This window comes from Thermococcus sp. 2319x1 (assembly GCF_001484685.1).
Lineage (GTDB): Archaea > Methanobacteriota_B > Thermococci > Thermococcales > Thermococcaceae > Thermococcus_A.
The window spans coordinates 1,506,645-1,530,586 of record NZ_CP012200.1; the positions used below are offsets into that span (position 1 = coordinate 1,506,645).

The 23,942-nt window shown below is 49.6% G+C and carries 20 protein-coding genes, 1 pseudogene and 1 CRISPR repeat array; of the genes and pseudogenes, 1 reads left to right on the top strand and 20 read right to left on the bottom strand.

The window, feature by feature from the left end:
* Positions 1 to 26 precede the first annotated feature (26 nt).
* The 12 genes from ADU37_RS08500 to ADU37_RS08550 form a co-directional block, all read right to left on the bottom strand.
* Positions 27 to 1,133, bottom strand: a complete 1,107-nt coding sequence (locus ADU37_RS08500; RefSeq protein WP_058947181.1) for a SufD family Fe-S cluster assembly protein — start codon at positions 1,131 to 1,133, stop codon at positions 27 to 29.
* Positions 1,133 to 2,560, bottom strand: a complete 1,428-nt coding sequence (gene sufB / locus ADU37_RS08505; protein ID WP_058947182.1) for a Fe-S cluster assembly protein SufB — start codon at positions 2,558 to 2,560, stop codon at positions 1,133 to 1,135. The genes ADU37_RS08500 and sufB overlap by 1 nt, the downstream gene beginning before the upstream one ends.
* Positions 2,557 to 3,282, bottom strand: coding sequence for a Fe-S cluster assembly ATPase SufC (gene sufC / locus ADU37_RS08510; RefSeq protein WP_058947183.1), 726 nt, complete (start codon positions 3,280 to 3,282; stop codon positions 2,557 to 2,559). Before sufC ends, sufB begins: the two co-directional genes overlap by 4 nt.
* A 195-nt stretch (positions 3,283 to 3,477) precedes the next feature.
* Positions 3,478 to 3,690, bottom strand: coding sequence for a hypothetical protein (locus ADU37_RS08515; RefSeq protein ID WP_238981951.1), 213 nt, complete (start codon positions 3,688 to 3,690; stop codon positions 3,478 to 3,480).
* A gap of 59 nt (positions 3,691 to 3,749) precedes the next feature.
* Positions 3,750 to 4,352, bottom strand: a complete 603-nt coding sequence (gene iorB / locus ADU37_RS08520; RefSeq protein WP_058947185.1) for an indolepyruvate ferredoxin oxidoreductase subunit beta — start codon at positions 4,350 to 4,352, stop codon at positions 3,750 to 3,752.
* Positions 4,349 to 6,352, bottom strand: coding sequence for an indolepyruvate ferredoxin oxidoreductase subunit alpha (locus ADU37_RS08525; RefSeq protein WP_058947186.1), 2,004 nt, complete (start codon positions 6,350 to 6,352; stop codon positions 4,349 to 4,351). Before ADU37_RS08525 ends, iorB begins: the two co-directional genes overlap by 4 nt.
* An 81-nt stretch (positions 6,353 to 6,433) precedes the next feature.
* Positions 6,434 to 6,955 (bottom strand): ferritin, encoded by a 522-nt coding sequence (locus ADU37_RS08530; protein WP_058947187.1) that lies wholly within the window; start codon positions 6,953 to 6,955, stop codon positions 6,434 to 6,436.
* A gap of 72 nt (positions 6,956 to 7,027) precedes the next feature.
* Positions 7,028 to 8,056: a hypothetical protein gene (locus ADU37_RS11690; protein ID WP_238981952.1), complete on the bottom strand. Its 1,029-nt coding sequence runs from the start codon at positions 8,054 to 8,056 to the stop codon at positions 7,028 to 7,030.
* Positions 8,057 to 8,086: 30 nt separating this feature from the next.
* A complete protein-coding gene (locus ADU37_RS11695) occupies positions 8,087 to 9,445 on the bottom strand; it encodes a hypothetical protein (protein ID WP_238981953.1) in 1,359 nt (452 codons plus the stop codon).
* Between the two features lie 191 nt (positions 9,446 to 9,636).
* Entirely contained in the window at positions 9,637 to 10,728 is a 1,092-nt protein-coding gene (gene thiI / locus ADU37_RS08540; protein WP_058947188.1) for a tRNA uracil 4-sulfurtransferase ThiI, read from the bottom strand.
* Position 10,729: 1 nt separating this feature from the next.
* Positions 10,730 to 11,686, bottom strand: coding sequence for a ThiF family adenylyltransferase (locus ADU37_RS08545; RefSeq protein ID WP_058947189.1), 957 nt, complete (start codon positions 11,684 to 11,686; stop codon positions 10,730 to 10,732).
* Positions 11,687 to 11,743: 57 nt separating this feature from the next.
* Positions 11,744 to 12,541, bottom strand: a complete 798-nt coding sequence (locus ADU37_RS08550) for an NAD(P)-dependent oxidoreductase (protein ID WP_238981954.1) — start codon at positions 12,539 to 12,541, stop codon at positions 11,744 to 11,746.
* A 111-nt stretch (positions 12,542 to 12,652) separates the two neighbouring features.
* Between ADU37_RS08550 and ADU37_RS08555 the strand changes: the two genes are divergently transcribed.
* A complete protein-coding gene (locus tag ADU37_RS08555) occupies positions 12,653 to 13,189 on the top strand; it encodes a nitroreductase family protein (RefSeq protein ID WP_058947191.1) in 537 nt (178 codons plus the stop codon).
* Here the strand turns inward: ADU37_RS08555 and ADU37_RS08560 are convergent.
* The 8 genes and pseudogenes from ADU37_RS08560 to ADU37_RS08595 all read right to left on the bottom strand — a co-directional run bounded on the left by ADU37_RS08560 (position 13,182) and on the right by ADU37_RS08595 (position 23,937).
* The gene (locus tag ADU37_RS08560) at positions 13,182 to 13,643 is read right to left on the bottom strand and encodes an NAD(P)H-dependent oxidoreductase (RefSeq protein ID WP_058947192.1); all 462 of its coding nucleotides are present in this window, start codon (positions 13,641 to 13,643) and stop codon (positions 13,182 to 13,184) included. The two genes, ADU37_RS08555 and ADU37_RS08560, sit on opposite strands and share 8 nt — an antisense overlap.
* A 49-nt stretch (positions 13,644 to 13,692) precedes the next feature.
* Positions 13,693 to 14,787, bottom strand: a complete 1,095-nt coding sequence (locus ADU37_RS08565) for an SLC13 family permease (protein WP_082663046.1) — start codon at positions 14,785 to 14,787, stop codon at positions 13,693 to 13,695.
* 585 nt (positions 14,788 to 15,372) lie between these two features.
* Entirely contained in the window at positions 15,373 to 16,740 is a 1,368-nt protein-coding gene (gene cas3 / locus ADU37_RS08570; protein ID WP_238981955.1) for a CRISPR-associated helicase Cas3', read from the bottom strand.
* A gap of 56 nt (positions 16,741 to 16,796) precedes the next feature.
* Positions 16,797 to 17,977: pseudogene (locus ADU37_RS08575) on the bottom strand (RNA-guided endonuclease InsQ/TnpB family protein).
* Positions 17,958 to 18,563 (bottom strand): IS607 family transposase, encoded by a 606-nt coding sequence (locus tag ADU37_RS08580; protein ID WP_058947193.1) that lies wholly within the window; start codon positions 18,561 to 18,563, stop codon positions 17,958 to 17,960. The pseudogene ADU37_RS08575 and the gene ADU37_RS08580 overlap by 20 nt, the downstream one beginning before the upstream one ends.
* 125 nt (positions 18,564 to 18,688) lie before the next feature.
* Positions 18,689 to 21,911: a CRISPR direct-repeat array (repeat unit 29 nt; unit sequence CTTTCCACACGACTACGTTCTACGGAAAC).
* Positions 21,912 to 22,372: 461 nt separating this feature from the next.
* Positions 22,373 to 23,056 (bottom strand): CRISPR-associated protein Cas5, encoded by a 684-nt coding sequence (gene cas5 / locus ADU37_RS08585; RefSeq protein WP_058947194.1) that lies wholly within the window; start codon positions 23,054 to 23,056, stop codon positions 22,373 to 22,375.
* A 1-nt stretch (position 23,057) separates the two neighbouring features.
* The gene (gene cas7i / locus ADU37_RS08590; protein WP_082663048.1) at positions 23,058 to 23,543 is read right to left on the bottom strand and encodes a type I-B CRISPR-associated protein Cas7/Cst2/DevR; all 486 of its coding nucleotides are present in this window, start codon (positions 23,541 to 23,543) and stop codon (positions 23,058 to 23,060) included.
* The gene (locus ADU37_RS08595; RefSeq protein ID WP_058947195.1) at positions 23,512 to 23,937 is read right to left on the bottom strand and encodes a hypothetical protein; all 426 of its coding nucleotides are present in this window, start codon (positions 23,935 to 23,937) and stop codon (positions 23,512 to 23,514) included. The genes cas7i and ADU37_RS08595 overlap by 32 nt, the downstream gene beginning before the upstream one ends.
* Positions 23,938 to 23,942 lie beyond the last annotated feature (5 nt).

Below are 23,942 nucleotides of genomic sequence, written 5' to 3' on the forward strand. Positions count from 1 at the left end.
GAGAAAAGTAAATACAAAAATTGTACTTACAGAAGTTCTTCAACAAGAGCCATTATGTTGCTCCTCGCCTTTGCCTTCAATCTCTGCAAGTGATCGCTCAAGGCTTCGCCTATGCCGTGCACAAAAAGGCTCAAAGCCTCTTCCCTGCTCAATCCGCGGGAGCGAAGGTAGAAGAGGGCATCCTCGTCAAACTGGGAAACGCTTGAAGAATGAGATGCTGCCTCTATCTCTCCGGTATCAACTTCAAGCATGGGCACGCTCACGCCGAGGGAGCCCTCATCCATGATGACCACGTGAGAGCTGACTTCACTCGAAGAGTTCTTGGCCTTTTCAAAAACTTTTGCCACACCTCTGTGCACCACCCATCCATTCCTGTAGGAATAGCCGTTTACCCTTGTTTCGCTTTTACTTTTCTCTCCATATTGAAGAACATTGGTCAGGTAATCAACGGCTGAACTTATTGCCATGGGAATTCCCCTTAAGATGAGTTCGCTTCCAACTCCTTCAAGGGAGTAGTCCTCTCTGTGGTGGCTCATCCTTCCTCCCTTGACTATAGTGAACGCTCTAACCTTGGATCCCTCGCCAAGCGTAGCTCTGAGAAGGTAGTGGGACAAAGCGTTGTGATTCCCAACGGTCAAAATCTCAGCTTCAGCATTTTTAAGCCCAAGCTCAACCACAAAGGATTTTGCCCCTTTTTCAGAGAGGTCGTAGATTATTACTGGCACACTGACGTTTTCCACTTCAATACTTAGGTGATGGCTTATGAAAGCATTTTCCGAGAGGTGGGAGACTATCACGAGTGGCTCCGTGAGATCCTCCGTTATTTTAAGCCGATAAGCCTTTTTGAGGGCGTAAAAGTGGAAGCCCAGAATTCTCGACTCCTCCGGCTGGGAGAGGCCGAGCGTCCCCTCTGTGAGCTCAACTCCACCGGGCAGGTTGAAACTCGCCTCGCTTCCCGAAAAGGTAACGTGTCCCTTAACCGGAACCTCGCCCGCTTTCGCTTCCGTCGGGAGCTTTAGGGGAGAGTTTTCTTCAAAGAGCTTCCACTTCGTGTAGCTCCTTATCGTAGGACTATCCCCGTACTTCTGGTAGGTGAGCTTTTCAAGCGCTTCTGCAGTTATTGTAAGTGACATCATCCAACACCCCCAACCTCGCTGAACTCAAGCTCTATAACCTTCTTGAGCACCTCAACGTACTCAAAGGGAAGCCCCTCAAGGACCTCGCTGATGAAGCCCAGGACGATGAGGCTTTTAGCCTCTTCCTCCTTTATGCCCCTTGCGTTAAGGTAGAAGAGCTTATCCTCGCTGAGCCTTCCGGTAGTAGCTTCGTGGATTATGCTCGCTGATGGCTCATCGTTCTGGTTGTGCGGATAAGTGTAGGCCCTGCTTTCTTCATCGAGGATGAGCGAGTCACATGAAACCGTGGCAGTTGAGTTCTTTGCTCCCTTGGCTATCCTGACGAGACCGCGGTAGATGTTGGTTCCCCCGTTGGCGCTTATGCTCTTCGAGACTATCTTCGAGCTGGTATTTCTGCCCACATGGAAGCTCTTGGCTCCTGTGTCTTTGAGATATGGCCCGTTGCTGAGCGAGACGACGTACTGGGCCGTTCTTGCCCCATCGCCCTTCAGGACGCTCGAGGGATAGGTGTAGGTTATGTAACTCCCTATGCTGCCTTCTATCCACTCCACATAGGCGTTTTCCTCGATTATGGCGCGCTTGTTGTTGAAGTTTATCACGTTCCTGCTCCAGTTCTGTATGGTGGTGAACTTGACGGTGGCATTTTTGTGGGCGTATATCTCCACCATTCCGTCATGGAAGGAGAAGCCCTTGTACATCGGCGCGGAACAGCCTTCAATGAAGTGGACGTAGCTCCCTTCGTCCGCTACCAATAGGGTGTGCTCGAACTGGCCTTCCAAAGCCGAGCCGATGACGAAGAAGGCCTCTATCGGGAAAGGCACCCTAACCCCCTTCGGAATGTAGACGAAGGCTCCTCCGCTCCAGAGAGCGTGGTGTAGAGCGGAAAACTTGTGCTCGCCCGGCGGGAAAACCTTTCCGAAGTACCTCTTGACCAGGTCTGGATATTTTTTCACGGCCTCCTCCATGGGAAGCATTATGATGCCCTTCTTCTCGAACTCCTCCTTGAGCTGGGAGTAGACGCTCTCGCTGTCGAAAACAGCGGTTAAGCCCGATAAAAACTTCTTCTCTATCTCCGGGATGTTGAGCCTCTCGAAGGTCTTTCTTATGTTCTCCGGCAAATCATCCCAGTCCCTTACCTCCTTCTCAAGCTCGGGTTTGGTGTAAAGAATAAGGTTATCCAGATCGAGTTCCTCAATACCAACAACCCATCTGGGCATTGGAAGTTTTTCAAAAAGCTCCAAAGCCCTTAATCTATGCCTGAGCATCCACTCAGGTTCCTTTTTTATCCTCGAAAGCTCCTCCACCGTTTCTCGGCTTATCTTTCCCTTCAGCTCTATTTCCTTGGGGTAAGGAACGGCCGTTCCAAGAATCTCCTCAAGGGAGCCCGCCTTCAAGATTTCCTCAAGCTTTGAGTGCTCACTCATAGTCCCCCCACCGCCGCAAAGCCCTTCTCCTCTATCATCTTTACCAGCTCAACTCCACCCGAGACAACTATCTTTCCTTCCTTAATAACGTGAACCCTGCTGGGCTTAAGGTGCTCGAGGATTCTACCGTAGTGGGTTATCAAAAGAATCGACGTGCCTTCTTCGTGAAGTTTGTTTATAACGCTGGCTATCATTTTTAGAGAATCCACATCAACCCCGCTGTCGGGCTCGTCCAAGATAAGAAGCTTTGGCTTCACAAGGTACGCCTGGAGCATTTCAAGTTTTTTTCTCTCGCCTCCAGAAAATCCAACGTTCAAAAACCTTGAAAGTATTGATTCATCCAGTCCAAGTTCTTGAACAGCGTCAAAGATGAGTTCATAGGCCTTTATCTCCTCCAAGCCCTTGAGGTTCTTCAGAACCCTCTGCAAAAATTGAATAACCTTGACACCCTCAACCTCCACCGGATGCTGAAAGCTCAGAAAAATTCCCTTTTTGACCCTCTCTTCGGGAGGCATGTTGGTTATGTCCTCCCCCTCAAAGAGTATGCTACCGTCTACTACTTGATACCTTGGATGCCCTGCTATGGTCAAAGCCAGGGTGGATTTCCCACTCCCATTGGGCCCCATTACAACGTGAAGTTCTCCATCATCAACGGTGAGGGAGATGCCCTTTAAAATCTCCTTATCTTCCACTTTAACTCTAAGGTTATCCACTTTCAACATGACCATCACCGTCCATTATCGGCACATTTTTGTGTAAGAGAAAATGCTTTTAAAAGTTTTCTACACAAAAGTGAGTAATGAAAGCAGAATAACAAAAGAGGAAAGTTTAAAATTTCAGCCCTTTTGCTTAAAATTCCGGCCTCTGATAGACGGAGCGGAGCATGAGTTCTTCAACTCTAACATCGGGTGGGAGCTTCAACACACAGCGTAGGGCCTCGGCAACTTCTTCGGGCCTGCGAAGTGAGTATCAACTGCTCCCGGCCTCAGCTCAAGGAAGCGAACCTCGGGGGGTTCTCCATCTGGAAAGTCCGGACTAAAGCTCTCGCCGCCCACTTTGTGGCCCGCTATTGCCCTGCCTATTCCCCTCGACGCACCGGTAACAACTGCCACCTTCATAAAAACCACCATTTCTATGTTTTTCTGCGTAACGTTTAAAAGGGTTTAAGAAGGGAAAAGGAAAAGAAAAATCAAAGGAGCCTTTTCATAGCTTTGTACCCGAGTTCGAAGGCCTTCACGTTGATCTCCACGGCTTTCTCAGGCACGCTTGCCTTGACGGCCTCAAGCATCGTCTCCTTGTCTATTGGAAAGTCCGGAAGGGCCGTTAGAGCACCAACAAGAACAACGTTCTGAGCCAGGGAAGTTCCAGCTTCTTCAGCAAGTTTGAGAGCATCTATCTCGTAGAGCTTCGCACCGGATTTTCTGATGTTTTCCACTATCTCTCCATAAGTCACGTACCTGTCTATCTTGCCCTTGACAAAGCTTTCAGTCTCGTAGGGGTGGTGGATGAGGCGCGTGCTGGTTATCACAACCCCTCCGGGCTTGAGGAAGTAGATGTAGCGGAGCGCTTCCATCGGCTCGAGGGCTAAAATCACGTCAGCCTCACCGTAGGGGATGAGGGGCGAGAGGCCTTCGCCTATGCGCTGGTGGACTATAACGGAACCGCTCCTCTGGGAGAGACCATGGAGCTCCCCGCTCACCACGTGGATTCCCTTTCTGGCGCAGGCTTCCCCAACTATGTTGGACATGAGCACTATGCCCTGTCCTCCAACTCCGCAGTAGATGACGTTCATGGCTTCTCCCTCCTGAGCATTATCTGCTCCAGTTCGCGGTAATCTTCTATCGTCACGTAGGGCTTGTCCTCTCCCCCATAGAGGATGGCCGTCGAGTGGATTGCATTATGCGGACACAGCTGGGCGCAGACGCCACAGCCGACGCAGATCTCTGGCAAGATCTTCGCCTTTTTGTCCTCCTCGTCTATGACTATCGCCGGACAGCCGAAGTCCCTTATGCAGTTGTAGGCCCTCTCACAGGCCTCCTTGTCCACGAAGTAGGGGACTATCTTTCCTCCGGCCCTTCTGTATTCGCGGAAGTGGTAGAGGGCACAATCCCCTCTCGATATGACGACTGAGAGTCCGTCGTACTTTAAAGCCTCCCTCAGCTTGCCTATGTTCTTCCTCGCCTGGAAGGAATCTATGACGACTATCTTCTCCACTCCCAGGCCCCTCAAAACGCTCTCTATGTCTATGCGCTTTTCGTAGGGGTTCACCTTCTTCGGACTGCCGGGATGGGCCTGCTGGCCGGTCATGGCAGTAACGGCGTTGTCAAGGATTATAAGCGTCATCTTGGAATTGTTCCTGATGGCGTTCACTATTCCGGGCAAAGCAGCGTGGAAGAAGGTCGAATCGCCTACAAGCGCCACCACCCTCTCTTCAGCTGAGTGCTGCACCCCGTGGGCTATTCCAAGGGAAGCGCCCATCGCTAAGAGAGAGTCAGTCCAGCCGATGTGCTCGAGGGCAAGCATAGAGTAGCAGCCGATGTCGTTGGCGAGATAGTAGTTTTCGATGTTCCCCATGGCCCTCCTGAGCGCCCAGAAGGTCGCTCTATGCGGACAGCCGGCGCAGAAGGTGGGCATCCTCGGAGGAGCGAGCTTTGCGAGCTCCCACATTCTCTTGAAGTGCCCCTCGTAGTCAAAGGGGAGCTCCCTTCCGAGAACCTCGGCGAGAACCTTGATGACTATGGGCACGTTGTACTCCAGCATCTCAAGGAAGTGGCCGCTCTTCTTGCCGACTATCTCCAGCTTTGGATTCCTCTCCTTGGCAATCTGCCTCACGAAGCCCTCTATGTAGGGGAAAAGCTCTTCAACCACCACAACCTTTTCAAGCCCCTCTATGAAGTCTCCAATAAGCTTCTCCGGGATCGGATTGAGGACACCGAGCTTGAGGACGTACGCTTTTCCCCCGAGCTTCTGAAGGCTCTCGAGCACATAGGAATATGCCACGCCCGATGTTATTATGCCGATTCCCCTCGCTTCCCCCGGCTTTGCTTCCCTTACCCCCTCCCCATCGAAGTATTCCACGCGGTTGAACTCCAAAAACTCCGGGTCATCCCTAATCTTCGCTATCTTCTCCAGAAGCTCGGCCTTGAACTTCCTCGCGAGGGAGCCAACGGTCGCGTAGCTTTTCCGGTTTTCTTTCCACGAGAGCTTATTGAAGGGCGTCCTCTCAAGCTTCCCAGCCCTCACTATTCCGCTCTGGTGGTTTACCCTCGTCGTTGTCCTCACCAGAACGACGCTACTGTATTTCTCGCTCAGCTTGAAGGCCTTCTTTACCATCTCGTAGGCTTCCTGCGGGCTGGATGGTTCGAGCATTGGAAGGTAAGCCGTGTAGCCGAACCACCTTCCGTCCTGCTCCGACTGGGAGGAGTGGGCGTAGGGATCATCGGCTATAACCACAACGAGCCCGCCCTTGACGCCGGTGTAGGCAAGTGAATAGAGCGTGTCCGATGCCACGTTTCCGCCAACGCTCTTCATTGATGTGAACCCTCTAAGACCGACGAAAGCGGCTCCTGCCGCTGTCTCAAGGGCAACCTTCTCGTTGGCCGCTATTTCCACAGCGATGTCATCCCTGTAGCGGGAAACCCTCTCAAAGGTGTCTAAGATTTCTGTCTGCGGAGAACCGGGGTAAAAGGCCGCAACCTTCACGTCCGCCTCGAGGGCGGCTCTGACTATGGCCTCATTAGTTAGCATATAGCCCGCATGGGGCTCCTCTTTCAGAACCTCTTTCAGGGACATAGGAACACCGAAATAATTTAGACTTCAAACTATAAAGGTCTTTCTCAGAACAGAAATGGGTAAAAAGGTGCAGAAATGAAATCACTCACCCTGCATTAAAAGGGATGGAAGCTTCGGAGCCCTTGCGGCTAATTCCCTGTCGAGCATGAACACAATCTGTGGGGCGTCCTTGGCGAATTTTAGCTTGTCCAGTATTTTCTTTACGCTCGCCTCTTCCTCAACCTGCTCGTTGATGAACCACTCAAGAAAAGCCCTCGTTGGATAATCCTTCTCCTCCTCTGCCAGAGCTGCTAACTGATGGATGGACTTGCTTATGAACTGCTCGTGTTCATAAGCTGCCTCAAACGCCTCTATGGGGCTCCCCCATTCCCTTGGCGGCTTTGGGATCTCAGTAAGCTCAACTCTCCCGTTTCTGTCGTAAATGTAGTTGTAAAACCTCAGCACGTGGCCGAGCTCCTCTTCAGCCTGAGCTTTCATCCAGCTGGCAAAGCCCTCAAGGTTCAGATCGTCAAAATACGTTGCCATTGCAAAGTACAGATAGGCAGAATAAAGCTCTCTGTTTAGCTGCTCGTTCAGAGCCTTAAGCATTTTTTCACTCAACATGGCCATCACCACTATTTTTTGGACTTTAAGATATTTTAAGATATTGGTTCGAATTCATTCTTCCCCTGTCCATTACCCCCTATTCCCCAGACACTTGACGAATGCATCCCACACCTTGAAAGGCCCGGTAACGCAGATCATATAACAGTTGCAGTCAAACTTGACATCTGCGCATTCGAGCATGGTGCATACATTGGCCGGATCTTTGGGATCCATGCCATCAAGGGGAGCCAAACACGGGTGCAAATCACCCCATCCCGGCCGGGGGAGACTATTCCTGATGTCGCTCGCATAAGAGTTTATTGAAGCTCCAGTTACAACGGCATTGGTCTCGGGCATTGGAGGCCATGGAACGATGCATTGATACCTTTCTATGGCATCCCATATCAGATGGAAGTAGTAAGCAAAAACCACAGCAGGTCCAAAGTTTTTACTTTCAAGGCAGCACAACCTGCAGGTTTCACCCTCCACAACGCCAACCATAGCGGCTTTAAGTTTGCACAGCTCACACTCCTCCGGGGTAGTGTAGGTATTCAGGCTCATGGGTCCCGAAGGGTAAGTGTTTGCGTGCATTGTGCCAAGCGTTGTCTCGCCAAAACTTGCAGAAAAGCCGTTGTAACCGGGCCCATTTTTAAGGACGGCGTTAATTCCCGGGAAGAAGGGGACTGTTAAGTTCCTGTCCTCTGCTGTTGCAACCGTAAGGGACGTCGTTGAATTGCCTGATTTGAGGAGAACCTCATGGATACCATAATCAAGCTGGATATCAAGTCTTCCTTCCCCATCGGTCCTTCCGACTTCTTCGCCATCTACCAAAACGGTGATGTTGGCGCCATAAAGGCCCGGAGGAATAACCACAACGATTGAAAGGGTTAAGGGTTTTTCTTCTGAGACGGCTTCTCTTGGTTTTGGTACCGCAAAGTGTCCCGCTATTAAGATGAGTCCTATGAGTAACAAAACCAGCCCCCGCTTATCTTTCTTCATGTAGAAGGCAATCCCCACGGCTCCAGTTGTAACACCAAGAACCACGGGAAGAACAGCCCAGTCAAAAGTACCCAGTTTGGGTTCCGGGGTTTCAGTTGGAGAGTGGCTCCCGTTCTCCATCAAGAAGGAAAAGTAGCCATCCGAATCTGCCTAGACGGTTCTTCCTGAGATGTTCGCAGGTGCTCCGGGCACGTTTATTTTTCCATAAATGATCGTTCCATTTTCTACCCTAAGGGTCTTTTTCCAGACGAGTTTTGGCTTTAAATCACTTATGATCACTGTTTGATTCATGTAAACGTCCTCGCCATCAAAGTATACCGCCGTGATGTTGTATTCCCCGGCCAGAAAAGTCGCGTTCCATTCTATCCCTTCACCCCACCTGGCGAGCTTTTCGTTTATGTAGAGAAAGACCGGTCCCTGGAAGTACTCCCTTGGCGTCACCCATGCCCTTAGGGTTCCGTTCTCATAGACAAGGTGAACTTCTGGCCTCAGCTCTTCGAGGAGCACTAGCTTTCCGCCCGAGCCAACATATCCCCCGCCGAAGTCGTGCGTGAAGGCAACGCCCGGAAAGGTCGTGTAACCCTCAGGATAAGTCCTCTTCTCCACCCTCTCAAGTGTGGGCTTTATATCCATCTCACCGCGCTTAACTTTCAATGTTTTGGTAGGCCCCCCAAGGAGGATAACCTCCGCTCTCCCGGTTTCTTTTTTGAGGGCAGCCTCTCCAGTCCAAGTGACGTTCCCCGGGTTGAAGAGAACCAGATCCCAGTCCGAGTTCATCAGGAGAACGTAGTCTCCAAAGGGCTTAACGTGGAGGGGCCGGCCTATAATCTGGAGGAAGTGAAAAGTAGCGTTGTGAGGCTCGAACATCGCAACGCCCGTCATCTTACCCTCCATTATTGCCGTATAGATGGTGAGATTCTCATCAACGGTTATTCCATCTGGAACGAGAGTCGAATAGTTCCCGGGAAAGCGCCACAGGTAGAATGTCCCGTTATCTGGAAAGAGCAACCCCACGCCACCCTTGGGCTCATCTTTAAACTCAACGGTGAAGTATACTCTATCAAGGACTGGAAAGACGTCGTAGGCTTTGAAGGTCTCATTGGAAAGACGATAAAAGGTCATGATGCCGTTTTTAAGTATTCCAACTCCGCCGGTTCTGTTGATCATACCGGCAAAGTACGCGGTACCTCTTTTGGCATAGACGTGGATGAACTGCAAACCCGGGTATTCCCAAGCGTAGAGCGTGTCGTTGGCCGGATTTAAGGCCAGGGCAGGCCCCCAATCGGCCGCCATGTAAACTTTATCTCCAACCGAAAGGCCGTTGAGAAGGTAGGGCTGTTCCCAGTAGATGAAGTGGGTCTCATTGGTCTTGAGCCACACCCTCTCACCGTAGGTGCTGAAGTAAAGCCCATCGGGGGAGAGCCTGGGATGGAGTATTATCCCCCCAACGTCCCATAAAAATATTTTTCCGGAGGTTGCAAATGGGAGCGTTAACAAAAAGAGGAGCAAAGCACACAAGGATTTTTTAGGGCCAAAGAACTTCATTAACTGGGGCAAAGAAAGGTTCCCTAAACCATCCACAATTCCTCCTTTTGAAGTTATACGACCTGGAACAATATAAAGTTTGCTTTTCCAAAAAGGATGTTTTGGAAAGCAAACTTCTATCATAAATCAAGGGATACTACTCCTTTATAAACTTCTCAGATCACACCCTCTTTTTTCAGCTCTGCCCTTATTTTCTCGAACTCCTCAAGCTTCCCCTGTGTTACAACCCGCTCTGGCCTGAAGGGGCAGTCACAGTAAGGATACTCCAAAAAGGCATCATATGTTTTTATTTTCCGGGCTATGGAAACTATCTCCTCTTTGTCGAATCCTAAAAGGGGCCTATGAACTGGAAAGTCCACACTCATGGTCTCAAAGTAGAGATTAGTCAGGGTCTGCGATGCAACCTGGCCGAGGCTGTCACCGGTGACTATCCCAAGGGCGCCGTTCTCTTTTGCTATCTCAGCCGCTCTTCTCAGCATGGCCACCTTGCATACCACACAGGTCCATTCTCTTCTGTTAAGCTTATTTAATGCTATCACGTAAGGCTTGAGGATCTCGAAATGATTCTCTACGATCAGCTCTATGGGTTCCGGGGAATAATCGTTGAGAATCTCCACGACCTTCTCAACGACTTTTCTCGCATTCTTTCCTTGGTCAAAGTGAACCGCTATCACCTCAGCACCTCTCTTCAGCATTAGGAAAGCCGCCACTGGAGAATCTATCCCTCCACTCAAGAGAACCACAACTTTTCCCTGCGTTCCCACCGGTAGTCCTCCCACACCCCTAATCTTCTCAAAGAAAACGTAAGCTTTTCCGTTTATTATCTCTATTCCAATTGTAAGTTCTGGATTCTCAAGATCGACCTTCCATCCAAATTCCTTAACAACAAACGCTCCTATTTCCTTATTAACTTCCACAGAGGTCTTCAAGAACGTTTTGTCAAGCCTCTGGGTTTCAACTTTAAAGCTCCTTGGAGTGAGGCCTTTAAGGGCCTCTTTAAGATACTTGGGAACTTCCTCATAGGGCATGACCTTCGCCGGTGAGACTGAAACAACTCCCGGAACCTTGGCTATTATTTCGGCGGCATTATCCGGGGCATCAACGAGAATCCTGCCCCTTATTACCTCCGCTCTTCCCTCGATTCCCTTTCTTTTTAGGGCTTTCTCAATATTCCCGGCCAATTTTCTCTCAAATTCCCTTCTTTTTCCGCCTTTTACCGCTATCTCTCCGTATCTTACTATTATCACATCAACCACCCAGATACCTTGCAAAGAGGTTCTTCGCTTCTCTCTCCTCTTCAGCCCCCCTAATAACCATTCTTCCGCTTTTGAAGATCAGTATTTCATAATCCTCATCTTCAAATTGAATGAACTGCGAGGTTTTTAGATATTCAAGGCCGAGGTTTTCGAGCTGTTTTCCAAGCTCTTCAAGGTTAACATCCATTTTCTCCGGGGGCGTTACCTGGATTGAACCATCACATAGCCTCTCTATCTTTATACGCTTTTCTAAAAAGGTGAACTCCCCCCTTACACATGCCGGACAGTCCTCCCTTCTTGGCACCTCAACTTTTTCAAAGTCAAGCGTCTTTGTGTCGAAGAATATGAGCTCGCTTTTGACATCTTCCCCCAACAAAATCTTTGCCGCAAGAGCAACGGCTATTGAAGCTGCCAGCGGGGGAACATAGCTCATAATCCCAGCCATCGCACAGGTGGGCATAGGTCTTGAAGGCAGCTTGGGCATAAAACACCTGAAGCACGCTGTTTTACCAGGAATTATCGGCATTATGTTCCCATAGGTGGATAAAACCCCCACATATATCCAAGGCTTGCCGTTTTTTACTGCATAATCGTTTATAACCTGCCTTGTGTAGATGTTGTCGGTTCCATCTATTATCAGGTCAGCTTCGTCAAGAAGAGCAACTGTTGAGGGGTTCAAATCCTCAAAGTAACCTTTAACTCCAAACTTCTCCTTTAGCACATCCACCTTCGGCTTTCCTATGTCTTCCTTAGTGTATATTGTCCTGGGGAGGTCGCTTTCGTCCACAAAGTCCCTGTCTATGACGATTATCTCCCCCACACCGAGCTTATGAAGGAAGTAAACCTCCCAGCTTCCCAAAGCTCCAGCCCCAACGACCGCCACTTTGCTCTCGCCCAACTTTCTCTGACCCTCAATGCCTATAATGGGAAAGTGTCTCGAAAAGTCCATGCTACCTCACCGAAAAAAAGTATGAAAGATGCTTTATGAATTTAATCCTTTTCAAAATTAAAGCTCCCGGAGGAGTTTGTAAACCACCGAAAAGTCAAGCTCCTCCATGCCCCTTTCAAAGGCAAGCCTGTAGAGCTCCCTCACGGTAGCGTTGAGCGGGACTGCTTTCCTCGATGCCAAGGCCAGGTCGTAAGCGTAGGAGAGATCCTTAACGAGGTTCTTCACGGAGAAGTGGGTCGAGTAATCTTCACTGAGGAGCTTTGCCTTCTTCGCCTTCAGCACCACCGAGTTGCCGGCGCCGTTCTCAAGCACCTCTATAAGCTCTTCCTTCGGGATTCCGGCTTTTTCACCCAAAGCTACTGCCTCACCAAGGGCGGCCATGAAGGCTCCGAGCACAAAGTTGTTTATCAGCTTGAGCTTTGTGGCCTTCCCGGGCTTTTCAAAGTGGAATACCTTCTTCCCGAGCTTCTCAAGATAGGGACGGACTTTCTCAAAGGCTTCCCTCTCGCCGCTCACGAGGATCGTCAGCTGGCCGTTTCTCGCCGGAATGACGCTCCCGATGACGGGGCTTTCGAGGTAAAAGGCTCCCGCGTTTCTGTACATCTCGTGGAACTCTAAGACCTTCTCGTGGTGGTTCGTGGTGGTGTCCACTACTATCTTCCCGCTGAGATCTGCCTTTAAAAGCCTCTCCGAGACCTGCCTCACCGCTTCGCTGTCGTAGAGCGAGAGGAAGATCACGTCGCATTTCTCGGCAACTTCCTCAGGAGTTCTTGCGACGTTCTTGAAACCTTTGACCTTCTCTATCGTCCTGTTCCAGACGAGGAGCTCGTACTCCTCTGATAACCTCTCCGCCATGGCTCGACCTATATGACCCAGGCCAATCCATCCGATCATTGGCAATCGCCTAAAGGGGTTATTTTTCAAAATTCTTATAACCGTTACGTCAAAAATCTCAACGGTGGTAACATGGAGTTCTTTGAAGTCCTGAAAAGGAGGAGGAGCATAAGGCGTTTTCAGGACAAGCCCGTGCCGAGAGAGGTGATAGAAAAGCTCCTTGAAGCGGCATTCCTCTCGCCGAGCTCCTACAACAAGAGGCCGTGGCACTTCATCGTTGTTGATGATAAAGAGAAGCTTGAGGCCCTCTCAAGGGCAAAGCTCGGTGCCTCTGGCCTCAAAACGGCCCCGGTGGCGATAGTCGTCACAGCCGACGAGAGGAAAAGCGACGTATGGGTTGAAGACGCGAGCATAGTGGCAGAACACATCCACCTCGCCTCCTATGATTTAGGGTTAGGCTCCTTCTGGGTGCAGATAAGGAACAGGATGCATGACGGAACCAAAAGCGCCGAAGAGTACGTTAGGGAGCTTCTGGGCATTCCGGAGAACTACCGCGTGCTCTGCATCGTTGGAGTGGGCTATCCGGCTGAGAATAAGCCGCCCCACGGCGATGAAGTTTTCGAGTGGGAGAAGGTTAGTCACGATGAGTTTGGAAGGGGGTTCAGGTAGTTATTAAGGCCTTGAGCTCTTCTTTTAACTCCCTTATCCCTTTTTCAAGCTCTTTCTTGACGATAGTCTTTTTCAGGAGCGCTTTATCACCGTAGAGCTCCTCCATCTGCTCGAGGCACTTCCCCGCCCTTCCGGCGCAGGTTGCGAAGAATACCGCGCCTTTGATCCGCTCCCTGTTCCTCAGGAGGTATGTTTTTATGGCGGGTGTAATCCTTCCATTCCATACAGGGGTTCCCACAATCACGAGGTCGTATTTTGACGGGTCCTTCGTGAACTCTATCTCCGTTGTCTTCCCCCTCGTGGCATCGTAGCCGGCTCTCAGGAATCCGATGATGCCCCTGCGGGACTTCTTATCAATTACCTCGTCAACGTCGGCGTTAAGGGCTTTAGCAAGCTCCTCCGCCACTCTCTTCGTCGTTCCACTCCGGGAGTAGAAGACGACGAGCGTTTTCATAACACCACCCCTTTAATTTCACCGGCAAGGTTAATAGAGTTTTCTTTTCTTAAGAGCGAAGGAAGGAAAGAACAAGCACCGTAGCCACCGTGGAAAGGAGAAAGTAGGGCAGAGAGTACTTCTGGAAGTCCCTTATACTCACCCCCGCTATTCTAACGGCTATCAGGTTTGCAAGCGAGCCCACGATTACCCCATTCCCCCCAAGGTTCACGCCGAGGGCAAGAGAAAGCCACTCGGGTTCCTGGGGGAGCAGGAGAACAGTTGCCGGGACGTTGCTGATAACCTGACTTATGCCGGCTGAGAGGAGCATGAGTTCAATCCCTCCCCTGGGGAAGGAGAGTCCACTCTCTGAGAGCAGGATGGACAACTCCCGGAAATCCACGAAGATGAGGGCAAACGTGAGTATTAGCGCCCAGTCGAAGTTGAAGAAAGCCCTCCTTCCAAAAAGGAAAAGGATCAAGAGTGTGAGGGCAAGCCCAGCATACTGCAGGTGGAGCTCCGCAAGGAGGACGTTGAGGGCGAGGAGGCCTACCGATACGACAAGGAGGGGTTTATCGACGTGCATTGTGAGCTCCTTCCGGGTTTCAAAAGGCCTCTTTTTGACTATCAGGACATAGGGGAGGAGGAGAACCAGCCAGAACACCACAAAGGGGGCCATGGAGAACACAAACTCGAAAAATCCAAGCCGGTAAGCCTGCCAGATGATGACGTTCTGGGGGTTGCCTATTGGGGTGAGGGACGAACCGACGTTGGCTGCTATGGCAGAGAGGGCCGTGGCCTTGGCAACGCTCACTCCGGAGAGCCTCGCCGTCATGGCCACTATCGGCACGAAGACGAACATCGCAGTGTCGTTCATTATGATGGCCGAGGAAGTTGCTATAACGGGGATAAAGACCATGAGGAGCCTCCTCTCAGAGCCCCCCGAGAGCTTCAGGGCCTTCAGAGAGGCCCATTCAAAAGCTCCGGAAAGCTCAATGGCCTTGCTTGTGAGGAACAGGGCCGTTATGAAGGCCAGGCTCCTCCAGTCGATAAAACGGGGCGTGTTCGATAGGAGAGAGTGGTCCACGATGGAAAGGATGGCGTAAAGGGCTACAAGGAGCGAGAGGAACCACTCGCGTTTGATGACTTCCGTGAGCTTCCCCATGGTATCACCTAAGCGCTGATGGAGAATGGGGTTTATAAGTTTGGGGTCACGGTTGCAGTGATGCTCAAGAAACGCTTTTAACTCAAAGTTTCAATTGAAACTCACGCAGAAAAGCGAAAGACCCTGTGACCTAGTTTAGGAGCTCTACTGGCTCATACGAAAGGCCTTTGAGGAAGACTTGAGAGAATCGGATAACCTTCTTGGAGTTTAAGGCCCCCATGAGGGTCTCAAAAGCGACCGCCTCAAAGGTTCTCCTCTCCCCTGAAAATAAAGGCATTGTTGAGAAACAGGGGAAGACCTACCGGGTAATTTCGGAACGATGACATCTGCAATGTTTCAGGGCACGGGGGAGGGCGGGAAGTCCCCAATCCTCACCATATTCAGGAAGCTCGTGAGGCGGGCTTTGCTTACGTCTTCGTCCACTACACTTCCCCGGCCTCAAAGGGGTGCGGGCCGGAATAGTGATCAGGAACATGGTGGCGGCTATCACCGGCTTCCTGTGGGGGTGGACAAGGATAGGGGCTTTAAAAAGGAATTCCGCTCTCCAAAACAGGTGAAAAGCCGTTGCATGGGGCAAAGATACGCTCAGAACACCAGCTCTTTTTCTCCTTCCACTATGCCGAGTTCGTCATCGTAATCCACTTCAATACCGAAAACTCCAAAGCGCTCGTAGAGGTCTTCGGAAAAGAGTCTCGCCTGGTTTAACACCCATATCGGCACGTTCACCGTCTTCTCAACGACGAACACCGTAGCTTTTAGCTTCTCCTCATCGCTCAGTTCTTCCCATCCAGAGGCGTACTCAAGAGCAATATCCAGGAAGGGCCTTGGAATGGCGGGAAGGCTAATGAAGGTATCCCTCGTGCTCAGCCAGTCCTCGCTTCCCTTCCACCTCGAGAGCGTCTTCAAAGTTTTCCTCCTCAACCAGTGCTGGTTGATGGCTTTCTCAAAGCCACCCCACACCTCTTCGTAGAACTTGTCGTTAAGCCTGAGAAGGTGGAGCTCACTCTTAACTCCTTCAAGCTCTCCCAAAAGATTGACGCTCGCCTCGAAGCTCTTTTTGTCGTAGGGAAGATAAGCTTTATCCCCCTCCGGTTCGAATACGAAGGCCCGGCCCCTCTTAAACCCCCTCCTGTTCACCCTTCCAAAGCGCTGGACGAGGGCATCAATCGGGGCAGCTTCGGTGTAGAGGACATCGTAATCAATGTCCAGCGAAACCTCCACAACCTGCGTGGCCACGAGGATGCCCCCCTCAATCCCCTCAACGAGCTCCATCTTCCTCCTCTTATCCTCATTGGTGAAGCGGGAGTGGAAGAGGTAAACGTCTTCCCTCTTCCTTTTCAGCTCGATGTAGAGCTCTCTCGCCCTCGTGACGGTGTTGGCCACGACGAGCACTTTTCCTCCCGCCTTGGCAATTTCGTCCACAGCGTTGAGGAGGGGCTCATCCCTCACACTTACCTCGACCCTCTTCCTTGAGGAATACCTCTCCTCCACCTTCTCGAAGGGGATGAGCGGCTTGAGGGACCTTTTCTCAAGCTCCTCCGCGAGGAGAGAAGGCAGAGTAGCCGACATAACCGTTACCTCTGCTCCGAGGTGTTGCCCCGCGTATTCAATTCCGTCCAGGATAAGGGAGAGGGTGTAGGGGCTGTAGGCGTGGATTTCATCTATTATCCAGTGCGCCCCCCTCAGGGCGAACTCCCTGACAGAAAAGCGGGGGTAGTTGAGGAAAGCGAGGAGTAACTGGTCGACCGTTGAAATGAAGACCGGCCTCATGGCGTAGCGGTGTAAAAGCTTCTCATCCAGCGCCCCCCTATGGTAGAGGCTCAGGAACAGCAGGCTGTGGGCGAAGGAAACTTTCTCCCCGAACATCATTTCGAAGCGCCTTCTCATTGCTTCGGTGGTCGTTATGGTCGGGAGGGAGTAGACGAGCTTGACTGCACCATCGGGGGTCGCCAAAAGGCTCGTCTCGGTCTTTCCATCGCCCGTCGGCAGTCTGAAGTAGCCCGTTCTGCCTACCCATAAAGTGTGTGTAGGGTGTTAATTTCGTAACGGGCAGGCTTCCAGCCTCCCAACTTCATTGGCTGGCTTTCGGGGGGAACGGAAACTCCCCACATCTTCAGGGCTTTCAAACGAATATTCCAACTCCCAACAACATCCCTATCAGCCTCAAAACCACACTTACACTTCAAAACCCTGCACCCATTCGGGCTTAGTTTCTCCCCACATATCGGGCACAGGGACGAAGTGAAGGCAGGATTAACAAAAACAACCTTTATTCCTCTTAATTTAGCCTTATACTCGATAATACTCTGAAGTTTTCTGAAACTCCACCTGTGCAAACGACCATTCATTTCAGCCGAATACCTTATTGAATCCCTGATTTCCGTTAAATCCTCAAGAGCAATTCCGCCGTATTTCTCCGCCAACTCGACAATTTTGTTGGCTAATTTGTGATACAAATCATTCAGCCTGTTTCTCTCCCTCTCACCGTACTTTTCGAGAAGCTCCTTCCTCTTTCTTCCAGCCCTCATCTTTTTCTGAATCCTCCGCCTCTTTACAAAATAACCCGTCCTAATCTCCCGCTCATGAGTGATAATCTGAACAAACCCGCCATTTGGAAGACTGAGCGTGACATTGTTCTCATTCAAATCCACACCAACAAAGGTTTCAGGCTCTCCAACTTCAACCTCCTTTGAGAAAACAACGTTAATGAAGACTCCTTTTGGCGTTTTAACCAGCCAGGCCTGCCCAACCCTCCAACTCTTAAACTTCTCATGATATTTTGCAGGGTAAAACTTCAAGGGAATTCTCCCGCCCGGAGCGGAGAGTTTTATCACTCCGGCCTCAAGATCGAGTTTGAACAAGTGGTCATCAAGCATTATCACATCTTTCTTAAAAACGGGCTTTTTCCATTGGCTTTGCCCTTCCGCTTCCTCTTCCTGTAGCTCTTGTAAATTGATGTAGCCATCTGACAAGCCGTGTAAAGATAATGGCTTGGCAATTGCGGGTATTTCCCCCTTAACTCCTTGTAAGTCTCCTCTCTCAGCCGGTAAAAGCTGGTGATGTTATTCTCATAAGCATAAGTTAGGAGAAAGTTTACAATCTCACGGTAAAGGGAGAAGAGGTCATCTAACCCCTCTGGTGGGTTTTTGAGTTTGAATTTTGCCGTGAGTTTAATTGTTTCGGAGGGCATTCTTTACCGCCTCGATGAGGCGTTTTGTCTTGTGTGAACGCATTCCGTAAAGCTTTCCAGCAAAGGAAGTTACTATGGCTATTAAATCCTCAACGAGTTCTTTTTCTGTTTTTTCCTCATCATCAAAGATGGCTTCTATTTCAACGCCGTGAGAGTTGAAGTAGTTTTCAAGGTATTTGAAGCCAAAACGTGTAAGCCTATCCTTGTAGGTTATCACGACTTTGCCAACTTCCCCGCTCTCCACAAGTTTGAAGAGTTGTTTTAAGCCTTTCCTGTTCTCGTTCAAGCCTGATGAGATGTCGGTTATGATTTTGATGACTTGGTAGCCTTTTGAGGAGCAGTAGTTCTTGAGGTGTTCAACTTGTCTCTCTAAGTCTTCTTTCTGGTCTCTGCTTGAGACTCTTGCGTAGATGACAACTTTTTCAAGGGTTTTACCCTCAAGAAGTCTTTTAATTTCACTTTCTGGAATGCGGTATTCTCTCCCAACCCGATAAGCCTTAATCTCACCAGATTTAATTTTCCTGATGAGTGTTGGTTTGCTTATGCCTAAGAGTTCTGACGCCCTCCCTGTCCGATAAAGCCTCATACCACACCTCACCAAAACAAATTATGAAACAAAAATACTTAAATTTTACGCTTTTAACTATCTACAAACCAGCCCCTCCTCTCGAGCATGCCAATCTGGGTTATGTAGACGGGCCTCTTCATATCACCACCGCACGACTACGTTCTACGGAAACCGGTTGATACTAGACAAAAAGCCATATTTCGGGCATAGACAACAAATCAGCTTTCCACACGACTACGTTCTACGGAAACTTGATGTTCCCAATGTGCAAGGGAGGATAGTTTGGGTCTTTCCACACGACTACGTTCTACGGAAACCTGAAAAGAAGAGCTCAAAAGTACCTCGTAGTCATAGACGAAAACTTTCCACACGACTACGTTCTACGGAAACTGTAAAAACATCGTAATACAAGACCATGGATGGCATTACGTTGTCTTTCCACACGACTACGTCCTACGGAAACTCAATAGAAATAATGGACGACAAGTCCAGATATGTGTACAACTTTCCACACGACTACGTTCTACGGAAACATAGCACATGGTATCCTTCACAAACACAGAGAGATCTTTCCACACGACTACGTTCTACGGAAACGAACGTCTAGTTTCCCAATCCCCACATCGGACAGCATGCCTTTCCACACGACTACGTTCTACGGAAACATTACAATATCTCATAGGAGTTGCAGAAGAATATTACGGCTTTCCACACGACTACGTCCTACGGAAACGCGGAAACAGATACCGGGTCGCTTAATATCAGAGATGAATCGTTCTTTCCACACGACTACGTCCTACGGAAACCCGGTCTTCAGCTATTCAAGAAGAATTAGCCAAGAGGTCGCTTTCCACACGACTACGTCCTACGGAAACTTTTCACTTTTCCTTCGAGGATTTCACTAAGTTGTTCATCTGCTTTCCACACGACTACGTCCTACGGAAACCTGAATATCACCGGAAGAGTTCTCTTTCTCTTCTTGCCTACCTCTTTCCACACGATTACGTTCTACGGAAACTTAAACAACTTTGAAACTTATAAGTTTTGTTAAACAACTACATGCTTTCCACACGACTACGTCCTACGGAAACCGGGCATGCACAACAACTGAAGAGTGCCAAAAAGGTAGAATACGTCTTTCCACACGACTACGTTCTACGGAAACAAGTACATAGAAGAATATAGACAAGAATACTGGTGGACCTTTCCACACGACCACGTTCTACGGAAACAGAATTAGCAGAAACGCTAGGGTACACCGTGTTGTTCGACTTTCCACACGACTACGTCCTACGGAAACACGGAAAAAACGATCACTCCCACCGAGTTGACGATATACTCTTTCCACACGACTACGTTCTACGGAAACGTCACCGCAACGCCAGGTCGCCTTGACGACACAGTCGCTTTCCACACGACTACGTTCTACGGAAACGATGTTCGGGGTGGGGAAGAGTGCTGGGAAGCGGGGATCTTTTCACACGACTACGTTCTACGGAAACTTTGAGAACATAAGTAGTCCTATGGATGACGTAAGGCTATACTTTCCACACGACTACGTTCTACGGAAACGAGTTTCCCGAAAGCTCAAGCAGTGAGCTAATAGAACTCTTCTTTCCACACGACTACGTTCTACGGAAACCCGCTCTTATCACTCCAAGCGCAACGGTGAGCGGGAGCACGACTTTCCACACGACTACGTTCTACGGAAACACAGCCTCGTTTGGGAAATGTCGGGCCAGCTGAAGCCTTTCCACACGACTACGTTCTACGGAAACTCAAATTCGAAATCCACGAAACTAACAGGGTTTTCATCTTTCCACACGACTACGTTCTACGGAAACAGTCGCATTCATTGTGTTTCCATAGCCCTTCTCCACCTGCTTTCCACACGACTACGTTCTACGGAAACTTGGCCGATAACACCGAGGAAAAAATTAAAGAACGCTTAACTTTCCACACGACTACGTCCTACGGAAACCCACGTTTATGTCCAGATCCGAGTTGAACCAATCCTCTTTCCACACGACTACGTTCTACGGAAACCCCTATGGTTTTTTCAATTATATTATAGAATTCAACCTTTACTTTCCACACGACTACGTTCTACGGAAACAAGCACGAAGGATGGTACTTCGATTAGCTTTAAGGTGTTCTCCTTTCCACACGAGTACGTTCTACGGAAACTGGTGATATGGTGGGAGATTGCCGGAGCGACGGTTAGAGACATCTTTCCACACGACTACGTTCTACGGAAACACTCGGTTTCCTTGCGGTGCAGTCCATGGCGCTTGAAGAAGTCTTTCCACACGACTACGTTCTACGGAAACGGGGGGAAAACTGGCTTACATTAGATATCGATGTCTACAAAACTTTCCACACGACTACGTTCTACGGAAACATGGTGGTGATGCCTGCAAGGTGGTGTCCATGGTGCCTGCTTTCCACACGACTACGTTCTACGGAAACTCGTAGGCAGAGTCCCCATGTAACTGTTCATCAGCTTTGCCTTTCCACACGACTACGTCCTACGGAAACCGGGGAAGAGCAGTCGTATATTGAACAAATAGGTGGTGTATACAGCTTTCCACACGACTACGTCCTACGGAAACTTGTAAAACAGTTAGTTAAAGAGTATGAGGAAGAGGTTAACTTTCCACACGACTACGTTCTACGGAAACATGAAAGCCTCGAGGCACGTTGTGAGGGCCTTCTACTCCTCTTTCCACACGAATACGTCCTACGGAAACTGATCTCTTAGAACCACGTCAAATTGAACAAATAAGCGACTTTCCACACGACTACGTCCTACGGAAACATGGTCTTTGAATCATCCACTGGGCGAAAAAGTGTTCTACTTTCCACACGACCACGTTCTACGGAAACATTAAGTTCGAGGTTCACGAAACCAACCGAGCCTTCAGGCTTTCCACACGACCACGTTCTACGGAAACAGGTAAGTGTGGGTATAGGTAGTGTGTGTGCGTAAGGCTTTCCACACGACCACGTTCTACGGAAACTTCCCGCACCGGATATGCCACTGTAAACGGCTTTTGGTATTTCTTTCCACACGACCACGTTCTACGGAAACGTTTAGTGCCTTCTTCTCAAGCTGTTTTATGTACGCTTCTTCTTTCCACACGACCACGTTCTACGGAAACTGGTTCCAAGATCAACGCAAACAGGCTTGCTGAGTACGCTTTCCACACGACCACGTTCTACGGAAACATGCTTTGAGTATCTGCACGATCCTGTACGTTGCATAGACGACTTTCCACACGACCACGTTCTACGGAAACAACGAGATCCAGGCTCGTTATTTACAACGGAAGGAGGGCTTTCCACACGACCACGTTCTACGGAAACCCTCGACTTTTTTCCCCGGATGCCTAAATGGAATAACGTAAGAACTCCTATTTAAACCTTGCCCCGAAAACCCATGGCACTGCAGCCCATTTATAAACCTGACGCAAAAATAGAGCACCTACGAAAATGCTTGAAATTACCTACAAAAGCTTTTGGTCGGTTAAAAATTGCCCTCCAAAAATCGAAACCCTACTCAATAAATTTGGGCCTGAAAAAACAATTAAAAACAAAATCCGGCTGCAGATATGGCTTTTCAACCCTCCAAAATCCCGGAATTCAGGGCCGTTTTCACGTCTGGAACCTTTCACGCCTTTTCTGCAAAACGTGTCCATCCGGCGAATCCTTACCACCGGCGTGGTAAACGGAAAACGAAAACATTTTTGGCCGTTATAAATCCGGCTTTGAACCTGGAAAACAGTTCAAATCAAAAACGAAAGGTGAGCGGGGAAGAAAACATAAACTCAGAACACGAAAACCGGCTCCTTGTCAAAGAGTAGCACGCTCACCGGGCTGGCCAGCTCTACGAAGCCGCCTGCGAAGGCGATGACCCTCTGGTAGATTGCCCTCCTGCTCTTCCCGCTGTAGGTGAAATTAACGGGCATCCTGTACTCCCTCGGCGTCAGGTTGTTCCTCCTCATGACGAGGAACCTCGCGCCCCTGGCGTACTCCTCAGCCGGGATGATGCTCTTCAGCGTGCTCTCCTCGCCTTCCTCAACATCAACGAGCCCCACCCACTCCCTTTTTGCTGGATAGAGAAGGCTCTCGCTGTCCCCTATGTAGGGGGTAAAGACCGGGTCGCGGAGGGCATCGTAGGCCCTCTCGACCAGCTCTTCGTCGCCGGCGAAGAACATCCTGTAGTAAGGCCTGTGGTAGAGCACCTTCGTTATTGGGTAGATGGGGGCATTGGCATTCTTGAATATGGCTGCGGTCTCCTCCACCCTGGCACCGGGGTCTTCGACTATTACTCCGTACTTAAGCTCTTCGAGTAGCCTTATGAAGCCCTCCTCGGGCAGACCCATGGCTCCCGCTATCATGCCTATCGCCGTGGTCCTCGGTGGAAAGGGGTAGCTGTCGAGGAGGAGGGAATTGTAGGGAATCCTGAAGTGCGCCTGCAGGGGCTTTACTTCCACGACGAGGCCAAGCACTTCACCCACCGAGCTCAATATTTTGTATCCTCTCCCTCAGCTCCCTCATGCTGAGAACCTCTACCTTCTTCATCCCCTCAAAGGCCTTCTTCAGCTCCTCAACGTTGGCGAAACGGTTTTCGAAGAGGCCGACGTAGAGCTTCTCTATGTTGTCCTCGAACGTCTCAATCGTTTCCTTGAGGAGGTCAACATCGAGGACGAGCTTTCCGTCAACGTAGCCGGGCTTAACGCGGAGGGCATCTCCAATGACGGGTATCTTGCGCTTCAGCAGGGCAACCACCATTACCTCGGGGTAGACCTTCGTGAAGAAGTTGCTCAGCTTGGCTCCACCGTGGTACTGCATTATCGCCTCAAGCAGGGCCTTCAGGCGTCTCTCCCTCTCCTCCTTCGGGAGGAGGTAGAGTGTAACATCCTTCCCAGTGATGTCCCTCTCCTTTTTAGCCTCATGAACACCATCAATATTTAACCTCCAAATTTTTTCCTTCAATCATCATCTTTGCTATTGCAAATGAAGCTCCAAAATCCATTAACTCATACTCTACTATTTCATCAATCAAATCAACAAGACTTTTTCTATCCTTATTGTAATACAAATCATTTAATACAACAACCAACTCCACCCTATTATTCTCCCAATCAATAACTTTCTTCAAAATCTTAAACCCACGTATATTTAACTCTTCCTCATATTCTTTACTGTTAAAAACAAACAGCATATCTCCACATTCAACGCACCTATACTCAATCACTCCAAATACTTCAACTTCTTCGCTACTCTTCCCTTTTACAATATCAAACCTAAACAATGTTGCCTCATTACCGTCTACTCTTTTATCAATCTTAACAGCCTGCTTAATCTCATATCTTTTCATCTTAAACACCCTTA

Excerpts from the sequence above, each read along its gene's own strand:
- ADU37_RS08500 (WP_058947181.1), bottom strand. The coding sequence starts at position 1,133 with ATGTCACTTACAATAACTGCAGAAGCGCTTGAAAAGCTCACCTACCAG.
- sufB (WP_058947182.1), bottom strand. The coding sequence starts at position 2,560 with ATGAGTGAGCACTCAAAGCTTGAGGAAATCTTGAAGGCGGGCTCCCTT.
- sufC (WP_058947183.1), bottom strand. The coding sequence starts at position 3,282 with ATGTTGAAAGTGGATAACCTTAGAGTTAAAGTGGAAGATAAGGAGATT.
- ADU37_RS08515 (WP_238981951.1), bottom strand. The coding sequence starts at position 3,690 with ATGGTGGTTTTTATGAAGGTGGCAGTTGTTACCGGTGCGTCGAGGGGA.
- iorB (WP_058947185.1), bottom strand. The coding sequence starts at position 4,352 with ATGAACGTCATCTACTGCGGAGTTGGAGGACAGGGCATAGTGCTCATG.
- ADU37_RS08525 (WP_058947186.1), bottom strand. The coding sequence starts at position 6,352 with ATGTCCCTGAAAGAGGTTCTGAAAGAGGAGCCCCATGCGGGCTATATG.
- ADU37_RS08530 (WP_058947187.1), bottom strand. The coding sequence starts at position 6,955 with ATGTTGAGTGAAAAAATGCTTAAGGCTCTGAACGAGCAGCTAAACAGA.
- ADU37_RS11690 (WP_238981952.1), bottom strand. The coding sequence starts at position 8,056 with ATGGAGAACGGGAGCCACTCTCCAACTGAAACCCCGGAACCCAAACTG.
- ADU37_RS08545 (WP_058947189.1), bottom strand. The coding sequence starts at position 11,686 with ATGGACTTTTCGAGACACTTTCCCATTATAGGCATTGAGGGTCAGAGA.
- ADU37_RS08550 (WP_238981954.1), bottom strand. The coding sequence starts at position 12,541 with ATGGCGGAGAGGTTATCAGAGGAGTACGAGCTCCTCGTCTGGAACAGG.
- ADU37_RS08555 (WP_058947191.1), top strand. The coding sequence starts at position 12,653 with ATGGAGTTCTTTGAAGTCCTGAAAAGGAGGAGGAGCATAAGGCGTTTT.
- ADU37_RS08560 (WP_058947192.1), bottom strand. The coding sequence starts at position 13,643 with ATGAAAACGCTCGTCGTCTTCTACTCCCGGAGTGGAACGACGAAGAGA.
- ADU37_RS08565 (WP_082663046.1), bottom strand. The coding sequence starts at position 14,787 with ATGGGGAAGCTCACGGAAGTCATCAAACGCGAGTGGTTCCTCTCGCTC.
- ADU37_RS08580 (WP_058947193.1), bottom strand. The coding sequence starts at position 18,563 with ATGAGGCTTTATCGGACAGGGAGGGCGTCAGAACTCTTAGGCATAAGC.